This is a genomic window from Streptomyces sp. NPDC005803 (genome assembly GCF_040630435.1).
In the GTDB taxonomy this organism is placed as follows: Bacteria; Actinomycetota; Actinomycetes; order Streptomycetales; family Streptomycetaceae; genus Streptomyces.
The window spans coordinates 232,439-245,428 of the sequence record NZ_JBEXXO010000009.1 but is presented as its reverse complement, the minus strand read 5'-3'; the positions used below and the strand labels follow the sequence as shown (position 1 = coordinate 245,428).

The 12,990-nt window shown below is 72.0% G+C and carries 8 protein-coding genes; 6 read left to right on the top strand and 2 right to left on the bottom strand.

Translation table 11 applies throughout. The annotated features are described in order from the left end of the window. Window positions 1-80 precede the first annotated feature (80 nt). Entirely contained in the window at window positions 81-1,601 is a 1,521-nt protein-coding gene (hflX, locus tag ABZ454_RS15715; protein WP_359538313.1) for a GTPase HflX, read from the top strand. Window positions 1,602-1,897: 296 nt separating this feature from the next. On the opposite strand, the gene ABZ454_RS15710 is transcribed toward hflX, so the two are convergent. Continuing rightward, a complete protein-coding gene (locus ABZ454_RS15710) occupies window positions 1,898-3,124 on the bottom strand; it encodes a hypothetical protein (RefSeq protein ID WP_359538311.1) in 1,227 nt (408 codons plus the stop codon). A gap of 362 nt (window positions 3,125-3,486) precedes the next feature. On the opposite strand from ABZ454_RS15710, the gene ABZ454_RS15705 reads away from it, so the two are divergent. Genes ABZ454_RS15705 through ABZ454_RS15685 form a run of 5 tightly spaced genes read left to right on the top strand, consistent with a single transcriptional unit; the run spans window position 3,487 to window position 11,757 of the window. Then, the gene (locus tag ABZ454_RS15705; RefSeq protein WP_356324601.1) at window positions 3,487-4,866 is read left to right on the top strand and encodes a diaminobutyrate--2-oxoglutarate transaminase family protein; all 1,380 of its coding nucleotides are present in this window, start codon (window positions 3,487-3,489) and stop codon (window positions 4,864-4,866) included. 29 nt (window positions 4,867-4,895) lie between these two features. Beyond that, window positions 4,896-6,788, top strand: coding sequence for an IucA/IucC family protein (locus ABZ454_RS15700; RefSeq protein ID WP_359538309.1), 1,893 nt, complete (start codon window positions 4,896-4,898; stop codon window positions 6,786-6,788). 56 nt (window positions 6,789-6,844) lie between these two features. Next, window positions 6,845-7,678 (top strand): GNAT family N-acetyltransferase, encoded by an 834-nt coding sequence (locus ABZ454_RS15695; RefSeq protein WP_359538307.1) that lies wholly within the window; start codon window positions 6,845-6,847, stop codon window positions 7,676-7,678. A gap of 60 nt (window positions 7,679-7,738) precedes the next feature. Continuing rightward, window positions 7,739-9,748: an IucA/IucC family siderophore biosynthesis protein gene (locus ABZ454_RS15690; protein ID WP_359538305.1), complete on the top strand. Its 2,010-nt coding sequence runs from the start codon at window positions 7,739-7,741 to the stop codon at window positions 9,746-9,748. A gap of 38 nt (window positions 9,749-9,786) precedes the next feature. Beyond that, entirely contained in the window at window positions 9,787-11,757 is a 1,971-nt protein-coding gene (locus tag ABZ454_RS15685) for an ATP-dependent DNA helicase (protein WP_359538303.1), read from the top strand. 76 nt (window positions 11,758-11,833) lie between these two features. Here the strand turns inward: ABZ454_RS15685 and lexA are convergent, their stop codons facing one another. Next, window positions 11,834-12,628, bottom strand: coding sequence for a transcriptional repressor LexA (lexA, locus tag ABZ454_RS15680; RefSeq protein ID WP_359538300.1), 795 nt, complete (start codon window positions 12,626-12,628; stop codon window positions 11,834-11,836). Between the last annotated feature and the right edge of the window lie 362 nt (window positions 12,629-12,990).

Here is a 12,990-nt window from a genome sequence, read left to right as displayed (position 1 = left end):
AGGAATCCCCCAGCGGGAATCATCCCGGGAGGTCACGCGTTGTGACTGATGTAAACGATTCCTCTCGACGTAAGGATCCAATGACCTCCTCTTCTTCCCTTCCCCAGGACGCGCAGGACGCGCAGAGTGCCACGGAGAACGTCACCGAGAGCCTCACCGAAAGCCTTCGGGCGGACGCCCTGATGGAAGAGGACGTCGCCTGGAGCCACGAGATCGACGGAGCGCGGGACGGCGACCAGCTGGACCGCTCCGACCGTGCCGCCCTGCGGCGCGTGGCCGGACTCTCCACCGAGCTCGAGGACGTCACCGAGGTCGAGTACCGGCAGCTGCGCCTGGAGCGTGTGGTGCTCGTCGGTGTCTGGACCTCCGGCACGGTGCACGACGCGGAGATCTCCCTCGCCGAGCTGGCGGCACTCGCCGAGACGGCCGGAGCGCAGGTGCTCGACGCCGTCTTCCAGCGCCGTGACAAGCCCGACCCGGCCACCTACATCGGTTCCGGCAAGGCCCTCGAGCTGCGCGACATCGTCCTCGAATCAGGGGCCGACACCGTCGTGTGCGACGGTGAGCTCAGCCCCGGCCAGCTGATCCACCTGGAAGACGTCGTCAAGGTCAAGGTGGTCGACAGGACCGCCCTGATCCTCGACATCTTCGCCCAGCACGCCAAGTCCCGCGAGGGCAAGGCGCAGGTCTCGCTGGCACAGATGCAGTACATGCTGCCGCGGCTGCGCGGCTGGGGTCAGTCGCTGTCCCGTCAGATGGGCGGCGGCGGTTCCAGCGGCGGTGGCGGCATGGCGACCCGTGGTCCCGGTGAGACCAAGATCGAGACGGACCGGCGGCGGATCCGCGAGAAGATGGCGAAGATGCGCCGGGAGATCGCGGAGATGAAGACCGGCCGCGAGATCAAGCGCCAGGAACGCAAGCGCAACAAGGTGCCTTCCGTCGCCATCGCGGGCTACACCAACGCGGGCAAGTCCTCGCTGCTCAACCGGCTGACCGGAGCGGGTGTGCTGGTGGAGAACGCCCTGTTCGCCACCCTCGACCCGACCGTGCGCCGGGCCGAGACGCCGAGCGGGCGGATCTACACGCTCGCCGACACCGTCGGGTTCGTACGGCACCTGCCGCACCACCTGGTCGAGGCGTTCCGCTCCACCATGGAGGAGGTCGGCGAGTCCGATCTCATCCTGCACGTGGTGGACGGCTCGCACCCGGTGCCGGAGGAGCAGCTCGCCGCCGTGCGCGAGGTGATCCGAGAGGTGGGCGCGGTGGACGTGCCCGAGATCGTGATCGTCAACAAGGCGGACGCGGCGGACCCGCTGGTCCTCCAGCGGCTGCTGCGCAACGAGAAGCACGCGATCGCGGTGTCGGCACGGACCGGCGCCGGTATCGACGAGCTGCTCGCGCTCATCGACAGCGAACTGCCGAGGCCGTCGGTCGAGATCGAGGCGCTCGTGCCGTACACCCAGGGCGGACTCGTCTCCCGGGTGCACGCCGAGGGCGAGGTGATCTCCGAGGAGCACACGTCGGAGGGCACGCTGCTCAAGGCACGGGTGCACGAGCAGCTCGCCGCGGACCTCGCCGCGTTCGTACCCGCGGTGCACTGACCGCGGGACGGTTCGACAGCACCTGCGGACGGCCCGCTCCCTCGCCAGGGAGCGGGCCGTCCGTCGTCCGGGCGGGGCCGCTGCCGGTCGCCGGACCAGACGCTCCTGGGGGCCTTCGCCGAGGTCCGGTCCGGCGAGCCGGCCGGCTGTCACCGGTCCGCTCCGCCCGGCAGCCGTCGCCACGGCGGCCCGGAGCCCCGCGTGCCCCGGACGGCACAGGGGCCTTCGGCGGAAAGTATCCCGCCGAAGGCCCCTGCGCTGCCGTCATCCGCGCCCGGAGGGACGGCGATCCGTGCTCACTGCCCCGCGTACTTCTCGCTGACCGAGTCGTAGACGCCCTTGGCCTCCTTGCCGAGGCGGGGGCCGGCCAGCCAGCCGGCCGCCACCGGCCCGATGGAGGTGTTGGAGACCAGCGCGGGCTTGCCGTTCTGGCCCGCGGCGACCCAGCCGCCGCCGGAGGAACCGCCGGTCATCGAGCAGCCGATGCGGTACATGGTCGGGTCGTCCTTGGTGAGCGAGAGCCGGCCCGGCTTGTCCTCGCACTGGAAGAGCTTCTGGCCGTCGTACGGCGGAGCGGCCGGGAAGCCGGTGGCGGTCATTTCGGCGATCTTGGGCACCGCCGGGGCGTTGAAATCGACCGGCAGCGCCGAACCGACGGTCTCTTCCAGGGACTTGCCGGTCGAGCCCTTCTCCGGCGTCACGTGCAGCACCGCGAAGTCGTACGGAGCGCCGAGACCGCCGACCGAGGCGCCCTGGTCGATCCACTGCTGGGAGGTCTGCGCCCACGAGCCCCACCACACGCCGAACGGGGCGACCTTCTCCTTGGGCGGGTTGTTCCGCAGCTCGTCGGTCGACAGCCCGCTGTCGTTGTACGACGGCACGAACGCGATGTTGCGGTACCAGCCGCCCTTCTTGCCCGCGTGCACGCAGTGGCCCGCCGTCCACACCATGTTGGACTTGCCGGGGTGCGCCGGGTCCTTTACCACGGTCGCCGAGCAGACCATCGAGCCCTCGGGTCCGTCGAAGAACAGCTTCCCCGACTCCGCGGCGCTGGCGTGGTACGGCGTCTTCGCGGCAACGGCTCGGACCGGAACGGGCGTCGGGTCCGTCACGCCCTCGTCGCCGGAGATGTCGTTGTCGACCGGCTGCTCGGGAGCCTTGTCGGCGTCCTGCATCCGGTCCGCGTCCCAGAGGCCTTCGATGATGGGATTGATGTAGTCCTTGGCCTCACGCAGCCACTTGTCCTTGTCCCAGTTCTTCCACTCGCCGTGCTTCCACTGGTCGAGGTCGATCCCGTGCTCCTTGAGCCGGTCCTTCAGATCATCCGGGATGGTGATCTTGTCGTCCGACGTCTGGCCCGCGGAACTGCCCGGCCCGGTGCTCGCGTCGTCCTCGCTCGGCCCGCAGGCCGTCGCCGTGAGGGCGAGGACGGCGGTGACCGCCGCGACGGCGAGCACGGGAGAGGGGGAGCGTCGGGCGCTCCCCCCACGGCGTGCGGTGAATGCTGGTCGAATGAGTCGCATCTGGTGATCCCCCTGGGACTTCGTAACTCAACGCTTCCGTACTGCACTTCTGCACTGCTGTGCCGCCTACGGAACGGCTCCGGCGGACGGCGGTCCGGGTGCCTCTCCGGGCATGCCGCGGTGGCCGGGAGGTTGTCCCGGCGCCACGGCACGGCCCCCCACTATGCCGGTGCGGCTGTGGACGGTGCGCGGCAGGGCCTGGTTCCCGGCCCGCAAGGATCTTCGGACGTACCCGTGATCCTCCGCCCCCGGCGTCGTTGGTACGTACGGGGGACACGGAGACAGCGTTCACCCCCGCGGTCCGTCCTTGCGGAATCGTGCTGACGTGCAACGCAACTGTTACAGCAGGAGGATCAACAGCCGTGGCCGTGACCGAACCAGCTCCGGCACCACCACTCGCGCCGCACGAAGGCATCCTGCGCCGCCAGTCGCTGCGTGAATCGGCCGCCCGTACCTACGCGCGGTCCCTGCCGATCGTGCCGGTACGGGCACGGGGCCTGACCATCGAAGGAGCGGACGGGCGGCGCTATCTGGACTGTCTGTCAGGAGCCGGGACGCTGGCTCTCGGGCACAACCATCCGGTCGTGCTGGAGGCGATCAAGAAGGTCATCGACTCCGGTGCGCCGCTGCACGTGCTCGATCTGGCCACGCCGGTCAAGGACGCCTTCACCACGGAGCTGTTCGCCACCCTCCCGCGAGAGTTCGCCGACAACGCCCGGATCCAGTTCTGCGGGCCGGCCGGCACCGACGCGGTCGAGGCGGCGTTCACCCTGGTCCGCGCAGCGACCGGCCGCAGCGGTCTGCTCGCCTTCACCGGCGCCTACCACGGCATGACGGCGGGCGCGCTCGCCGCGTCCGGCGGCGCCGAGGACGTGCGGGTGACCCGGCTTCCCTTCCCGCAGGACTACCGCTGCCCCTTCGGCGCCGGCGGCGAGCACGGTGCGGAGCTCGCCGCGCGCTGGACCGAGAGCGTGTTGGACGACCCCAAGAGCGGAACCCCCGCACCGGCGGCGATGATCCTCGAACCCGTCCAGGGCGAGGGCGGGGTCAACCCCGCCCCCGACGGCTGGATGCGCCGGATGCGGGCGATCACCGCCTCCCGGTCCGTCCCCCTGATCGCCGACGAGGTCCAGACCGGCGTCGGGCGGACCGGCGCCTTCTGGGCCGTCGAACACAGCGGCATCGTGCCCGACGTGATGGTGCTGTCCAAAGCCATCGGAGGCTCGCTCCCGCTCGCCGTGATCGTCTACCGCTCCGAACTCGACACCTGGCAGCCGGGCGCCCACGCGGGCACCTTCCGCGGGAACCAGCTCGCCATGGCGGCCGGTACCGCCACCCTCGCGTACGTGCGGGAGAACCGGCTCGCCGAACGGGCCGCCGACCTCGGCGCCCGGATGCTGGCGAGCCTGCGGGGCCTGGCCTCCCGTCATCCGTGCATCGGCGACGTCCGCGGACGGGGTCTGATGATCGGAGTGGAACTCGTCGACCCCGAGGCCGCCCCGGTGGGCGTGGGCGGCGAGGCGGCGCCGGATCCCGTCCTGGCCAGGACCGTCCAGCAGGAGTGCCTGCGCCGTGGGCTCATCGTCGAACTCGGCGGCCGCCACTCCACGGTCGTACGCCTGCTCCCGCCCCTCACGCTCACCGACGAACAGGCGACGGCGGTCGTCGACCGTCTCGCCGACGCCCTGGCAGCCGCTGAACGCTCACCGCACCGCCGGACCGCGACCGGGTCGATCCGCTGACCCCGGACACCACCACAGGAAAGACCGCCGTGAACCCCACCCCCGCGCCCGAGGCCGACGGCCCTCCCTCCAGCCACCACCGGGGAGAGGCCGGAACCTCCGGCCACCTCGCCGTCGAGACGTCGACCGTGCCGCGCCAGAAGGAGGTGCCGCACGGTCAGTGGCAAGCCCACCGGACGGCGACGGCCTGCCCCGCACCGGCGTCCGACCCGCTGGACCACCCCGACCCGCTGCGCGCCGCCGACGCGGCGGGCATCGAGAACCTGCTGCGCTGCTGGGTCCGCGAATGCGACCTGCCCCGCCCGGACGGGGAGACCCTCCGCATCCCGCTCCCCGCCAGCGGCACCGCCCTGCTCGTCCCCCTCCGCCACTGGTCCGCCACCGGCTGGCACCGCTTCGGCCCGCCCCTCCTGGAGCAGGCCCCCGAAGGCGCGCCCGCCGCCGACGCCGTCACCGTCGCCGCCCTCCTGGGCCGCGAGGCCGGCCACCACGAGAGCGCCGACATGGTGGGCAGGGTGGCCGACTCGGTCCGGCGGACCGCCGGGTTCATCGACGGACAACGGCGGCGGCCCACCGCGTCCGCCGAGGCGGATCTCTTCCTCACCGCGGAGCAGTCACTCCTCCTCGGCCACCCGCTCCACCCCTCGCCCAAGAGCCGGGAAGGCCTCTCCGACTCCGAGTCCCGCCTCTACTCGCCCGAGTCACACGGCTCGTTCCCCCTCCACTGGATGGCCGTCGACCGGTCCGTACTGGCCACCGACTCGGCCTGGACCGAGCACGGACGCCCGGTCCCGGCCGCCGAACTCGTCGCCCGCCACGCCGAGGGCATGCGGCTGCCCGCGCACACCGCGCCGATCCCGCTCCACCCCTGGCAGGCCCGGGACCTGGCGATGCGGCCCGAAGTCGCCGCTCTGGCCGACTCCGGCCTGCTGCACGACCTCGGTCCCCACGGCGAGCGCTGGCACCCCACTTCCTCGGTACGCACCGTGCAACGGCCCGGCGTCGGCCTGATGCTGAAGCTCTCCCTCGGCGTACGCATCACCAACTCCCGCCGGGAGAACCTGCGCAAGGAACTGCACCGGGGCGTCGAGGTCCACCGGCTGCTGCGCAGCGGGCTCGCCCGGCAGTGGCACGCGGTCCACCCCCAGTTCGACATCGTCCGCGACCCCGCGTGGCTCGCGGTGGACGGCCTCGACGGCGAACCCATCGCGGGACTCGATGTCATGCTGCGCCACAACCCCTTCGAGCGGTACGACGACGCGGTCTGCGTCGCCGGGCTCACCGCGCCACGCCCCTGGCCGGACCGGACGGGCATGCGCTCCCGCCTCGCCGACATCGTCCGCCGCCTCGGCGCCGCCACCGGACGGACCACGACCGCCGTCGCCGCCGAGTGGTTCCTGCGCTACCTGGACCGCGTGGTGCGGCCGGTCCTCTGGCTCGACGGCAACGCGGGAGTCGCCCTCGAAGCGCACCAGCAGAACACCCTGGTCCTGCTCGACGCCGAGGGCTGGCCGGTCGGCGGCCGCTACCGCGACAATCAGGGCTACTACTTCCGCGAGTCCCACCGCGCGGCACTCGACCGCAGGCTCCCCGGCATCGGAGCGGTCAGCGACACGTTCGTCTCCGACGCCGTCACCGACGAACGCTTCGCGTACTACCTCGGCATCAACAACGTATTCGGTCTGATCGGGGCGTTCGGCGCCCAGCAGCTCGCCGACGAACAGGTGCTCCTCGCCGCCTTCCGGCGCTTCCTGAAAGCGGTCACCGCACTGGGGTCCCCGCTCCCCGCGCAGCTGCTGGAAACCCCCCGCCTGCGCTGCAAGGCCAACATGCTGACGCGTCTGCGCGGCCTCGACGAACTCGTCGGGCCCGTGGACACCCAGTCCGTCTACGTCACCATCACCAACCCCCTGTGCGGCTGAGGAAACCACACCCGTCCCCGCCGGGACGCCGACCGCCGAGTAAGGAGAGCGTCACCGTGCCTCCCGCCGATGCGCCCACCGCCCCCGGGCCCGGCCCCGCTCCCCAGGCCGGCTGCCCGGGCGCCGAGGACACGCTGGATCTGCGGCTCACCGCCGAACTGCTCGCGTCCCTGGGGGAGGCGGCCCCCGCCCCCAGGGCCCCCGCACCGCCGGCCCCCGCGCCCCAGGCCCCCGCACCGCCGGCCCCCGCGCCCCAGGCCCCCGCAGGCGAGGCCCTCGCGCCCCGGCCCCCCGCGTCCCCGCCCGGACCGGAGGGTTCCGGGCTCCTCGGCCGTCCCGCGGAGTGGAAGCCGGTCACGACCCCGGCCGGAGTGTTCCAACTCGTTCCCGTGCGACTGGAACGCGATCTCGCGGTGATCAGCCGCTGGATGAACGACCCCTCCGTCGCCGCCTTCTGGGAACTCGCCGGAGCCGAGACCGTCACCGCCGGACACCTGGCCCCCCAACTCGACGGCGACGGGCGGAGCATTCCCTGTCTCGGAGTGCTCTCGGGCGTGCCGATGAGCTACTGGGAGATCTACCGGGCCGACCTCGACCCCCTCGCCCGCCACTGCCCGCTCAGGCCCTTCGACACCGGCCTCCACGTCCTCATCGGTGACGGAGACCGGCGGGGTCACGGGATCGGGACCGCCCTGCTCCGGGCCGTCTCCGACCTCGTCCTCGACCACCACCCCCGGTGCACGCGGATCGTGGCCGAGCCGGACCTGCGCAACACCCCATCCGTCTCCGCCTTCCTGAACGCCGGATTCCGCTACTCCGCCGAGGTCGAACTCCCGGAGAAGCGAGCCGCGCTGATGGTCCGCGACCGAGCCCACCGTGCCCAGCTGTGAACGAACCGCTGCCCTGCCCACACCGCTCGAACCCCGTCGGTTCCCACCCGAGGAGTCCCCGTGCCGAAATATCCCGCGAGCCGTGATGCAGCCCAGTCGCCCACGCTGCTCAGCACCCCGGAGCTCAACCGAGCGGTCTGGGACCGGGCCGCCGCCCGGCTGCTCGCCAAGATGCTCGGCGAATTCGCCTACGAGGAAGTCGTCCGGCCCGCACCACGATCCCCCGGGGGCGATACGTACACCCTCGTGCTCGACGACGGCGGCAGCCTGACCTTCACCGCCCGGCGAGGGGTCTACGGCAGCTGGCGCGTCGCCCCCGACTCGATCCGTGAGGCGAACTGCGCGGCGACGGAGGCGGATGCGGCCGTGCGAGAGGCGAACCGCGCGGTATCGGAAGCCGGCTCGGCCGGCCGGGGAACGAGCAGCGCGCCGGCGGAGGCGGACAGGACTGCCCGTCCCGGCGGTGGGGCCGGGGCCGGTGCGGAGGCAGGGGTGGCGGCTCCGGACCAGATCGCGGGGAGCGTCCCCTTCCGCGATCCGCTGCTGTTCCTGGCCCGCGCCCGCCGCCTCCTCGGGCTGGACGGCGCCACCCTCGGCCATCTCGTCCGCGAGCTCACCACCACGCTCACCGCCGACGCCCGCCTCGACCACGGCGCACTCAGCGCCGCCGAGCTGGCCGACCTCGACTACGCCGAGCTCGAAGGCCACCAGACGGGCCACCCGTGGATCGTCGCCAACAAGGGACGGCTCGGCTTCTCCGCCACGGACGCGGCCCTCTTCACCCCCGAGGCCCGCACACCGGTCACGCTGCCGTGGATCGCCGTCTCCTCCCGGATCGCCGCCTACCGGGGCGTGAGCACCCTCGCCGACCCCGGCCTGCTCTACGCCCAGGAGCTGGACCCGGCGGTGCGCGAGTCCTTCGCCGCCGCCCTGCGCGGCCGCGGCCTCGACCCGGCCGGGTACTACTGCCTCCCCGTCCACCCCTGGCAGTGGGACGAGTGGATCGTGCCCCTGTTCGCCCCGGCCATCGCCGCCGGCGACATCGTCCCCCTGCACGCCGACCCGGACCTGCGACTGCCGCAGCAGTCCATCCGCACCTTCGCCAATCTGGCGCGCCCCGACCGGCACACGGTCAAGCTCCCGCTGTCCATCCTCAACACGCTGGTCTGGCGCGGACTGCCGACCGAACGGACCCTCGCCGCACCCGCCGTCACCACGTGGGTGCAGGGGATGCGCGACAACGATCCGTTCCTGCGCGACACCTGCGGCGTCATCCTCCTCGGCGAGGTCGCCTCGGTCACGGTCGAGCATCCCCTCTACGACCACCTCCCCGAGACGCCGTACCAGTTCAAGGAGATCCTCGGAGCGATCTGGCGCGAGCCCCTTCTGCCGCGCCTGGCGCCCGGCGAGCGCGCCCGCACGCTCGCCTCGCTGCTGCACACCGATCCGCAGGGCCGCGCCTTCACCGCCGAGCTGGTCGCCCGCTCCGGTCTGACGCCCACCGTCTGGCTCACCCGGCTCTTCGCCGCGCTGCTCCCGCCGCTGCTGCACTTCCTCTACCGTTACGGCACCGTCTTCTCCCCGCACGGCGAGAACGCCATCGTCGTCTTCGACGACCAGGACGTCCCGGTCCGCCTGGCGATCAAGGACTTCGTCGACGACGTGAACGTCAGCGCCCGGCCGCTGCCCGAGCACGACACGATGCCGCCGGACGTGCGGCGGGTCCTGCTCACCGAGGAACCCGCGTTCCTCACCCAGTTCATCCACTCCGGTCTCTTCACCGGGGTCTTCCGCTTCCTGTCCCCGCTCTGCGAAGAGCAGCTCGGTGTCCCGGAGGACGAGTTCTGGTCACTCGTCCGGGCGGAGATCCTGCGCCACCACGCGCGCTTTCCCGGGATGAAGGAGAGGTTCGAGATGTTCGACATGCTGACGCCCCGCATCGAACGTCTCTGCCTCAACCGCAACCGTCTGCACCTGGACGGCTACCGTGACCGGCCCGAGCGCCCGCACGCGGCGATCCACGGCACGGTGCCCAACCCGCTCCACCTCTCCGCCCGAGGCCGGGAGTGACCGTGGTTGTCAGTGGCGCCCCGTAGGCTGGCCGGGCTATGACGAAGCCATCCCTCCCCGAGCTCCTGCACGCCGCCGTGACCGCCGTCGGCGGCACGGAGCGACCCGGCCAGGCCGCCATGGCCGGCGCCGTCGCCGAGGCGGTAGACGACCAATCCCACCTGCTCGTCCAGGCGGGCACCGGCACGGGCAAATCGCTCGGCTATCTGGTGCCCGCCCTGGCACACGGCGAGCGAGTCGTCGTCGCCACGGCGACGCTGGCCCTCCAGCGCCAGCTCGTGGAGCGCGATCTTCCGCGTACGGTCGACGCCCTGCATCCGCTGCTGCGCCGCCGCCCGCAGTTCGCCATGCTCAAGGGCCGGTCGAACTACCTCTGCCTGCACCGTCTCCACGAGGGCGTGCCCCAGGAGGAGGAAGAGGGGCTCTTCGACCAGTTCGAGGCGGCGGCCCCGTCGAGCAAGCTCGGTCAGGACCTGCTGCGCATGCGGGACTGGGCCGACGAGACGGAGACGGGCGACCGGGACGACCTGACCCCCGGTGTCTCGGACCGGGCCTGGGCGCAGATCTCCGTCTCCTCCCGGGAGTGCCTGGGCGCCACCAAGTGCGCGTACGGGGCGGAGTGCTTCGCCGAGCAGGCCCGGGAGCGCGCCAAGCTCGCCGATGTGGTGGTGACGAACCACGCGCTCCTGGCCATCGACGCCATCGAGGGCGCCCCCGTGCTCCCGCAGCACGAGGTACTGATCGTCGACGAGGCCCATGAGCTGGTCTCCCGGGTCACCGGAGTGGCCACCGGCGAGCTCACCCCCGGCCAGGTCAACCGCGCGGTGCGCCGCGCGGCGAAGCTGGTCAACGAGAAGGCGGCCGACGCCCTGCAGACGGCTTCGGAGGGGTTCGAGCGGGTGATGGAGCTGGCCCTGCCCGGCCGGCTCGAGGAGGTGCCCGAGGACCTCGGATACGCGCTGATGGCCCTGCGCGACGCCGCGCGTACGGTGATCACCGCGCTCGGCTCCACGCGCGACAAGGCCGTCCAGGACGAGGACGCGGTCCGCAAGCAGGCTCTGGCCTCGGTCGAGACGATCCACGGCGTCGCCGAGCGCATCACGCAGGGCTCCGAGTACGACGTCGTCTGGTTCGAGCGCCACGACCGCTTCGGCGCCTCCGTCCGGGTCGCCCCGCTCTCCGTCTCCGGGCTGCTGCGCGAGAAGCTCTTCGCCGAGCGCTCCGTGGTCCTGACCTCGGCCACCCTCAAGCTCGGCGGGGACTTCAACGGTGTGGGGGCCTCCCTCGGGCTCTCCCCGGAGGGCATCGCGGGCGACGACGTCCCGCAGTGGAAGGGTCTGGACGTCGGCTCACCCTTCGACTACCCGAAGCAGGGCATCTTGTACGTCGCCCGGCATCTGGCGACCCCCGGCCGGGAGGGCTCCCGCACCGACATGCTGGACGAGCTGGCCGAGCTGGTGGAGGCCGCCGGCGGGCGCACCCTCGGACTGTTCTCCTCCATGCGGGCCGCGCAGGCCGCCGCCGAGGAGCTCCGGGGCCGGCTGGAGAAGCCGATCCTGCTCCAGGGCGAGGAGACCCTGGGCGAGCTGATCAAGAACTTCGCCGCCGACCCCGAGACCTGTCTGTTCGGCACGCTCTCGCTCTGGCAGGGCGTCGACGTCCCGGGCGCGAGCTGTCAGCTGGTGGTCATGGACCGCATTCCGTTCCCGCGGCCCGACGATCCGCTGATGAGCGCACGACAGAAGGCGGTCGAGGAGGCGGGGGGCAACGGCTTCATGGCCGTGGCCGCCACGCACGCGGCGCTGCTGATGGCGCAGGGTGCCGGTCGCCTGGTCCGCGCCACCGGGGACAAGGGCGTCGTCGCGGTGCTCGACCCGCGCCTGGCCAATGCCAGGTACGGCAGCTATCTGCGCGCCTCGATGCCCGACTTCTGGTACACGACCGACCCTAACCAGGCACGCCGCTCACTCGCCGCGATCGATGCGGCGGCCAGGGCCGAAGGGAAGTAGGACCGGGTCGGAGACACGGCCAGGGCCCCGGGATCCGTCCGGCGGATCCAGGGGCCCTGTCACACGCGGCCGGGGTTCACACCCGCCGGAGCACCGCCACGACCTTGCCGAGGATCGTCGCCTCGTCGCCGGGGATCGGCTGGTACGCCGAGTTGTGCGGGAGCAGCCAGACGTGGCCGTCCTCCCGCTTGAAACGCTTGACCGTGGCCTCGCCCTCCAGCATGGCGGCCACGATGTCTCCGTTCTCCGCCACGGGCTGGCGTCGTACGGTGACCCAGTCCCCGTCACAGATCGCCGCTTCGATCATCGAGTCACCGACGACCTTCAGGACGAAGAGCTCTCCGTCCCCGACCAACTGGCGGGGAAGGGGGAACACGTCTTCGACCGACTCCTCGGCGAGGATCGGGCCACCGGCCGCGATCCGGCCGACCAGCGGCACGTACGACGCCGCGGGCTTCCCGGTGGTGTCGGTGGGCTGCGTGCTGGGCTGATCCGAGCCGCGCACCTCGTACGCCCGCGGGCGATGGGGGTCGCGGCGAAGGAAGCCCTTGCGCTCCAGGGCCATCAGCTGATGCGCGACGGAGGACGTGCTGGAAAGGCCCACCGCCTGACCGATCTCCCGCATCGACGGGGGGTAACCCCGGCGTTGTACGGAGTCCCGGATGACCTCGATCACTCGCCGCTGCCGGTCCGTGAGCCCCGAGCTGTCCGCCCGGATTCCAGGAGGTCGTCCGGGCAGCGAGCGCGCGGGGCGCGCGGGCTCGGCCCCCTCCGTGTTCGTGACTGAGTCATTCATGGCATGCACCGGCTCGAGTCGGCTCTGGGAGCGGTCCTGGGCAGTGATGATGGCACTGTCTGCGGTGGTGGTCACGTCGGCCCCTCTCGAATGGTCTCCCTAGCTGGACAACGGTAGTAGCTTTCGAAAGGTTGCGCCAAACACACGTTCGAGTGAAAAACGAATAAAAGTCTGCCGAGTGTTCAGTACCGGGTGTATGAGCGAAGCCGGGAACGGTGTCCCGCGGTCGTTCCGGACCGTCGGTCCGACCGTGTCCCTCGTGCGCGGGCGGCCCGGCGACGTGCACCCATGACGCTACCGTCCGCGCCCGCCGCGCCGGCGTGCGGGGTGGCCCGGACCGGCCGCCCCGGATGTCCCCAGAGGCCGTCGGCCGGCCGTCCCCGGGGCCCCGGTGGGGCCGCCCCGCACTCGGTGGCGCCGGCCGCTTCCCGTACCCT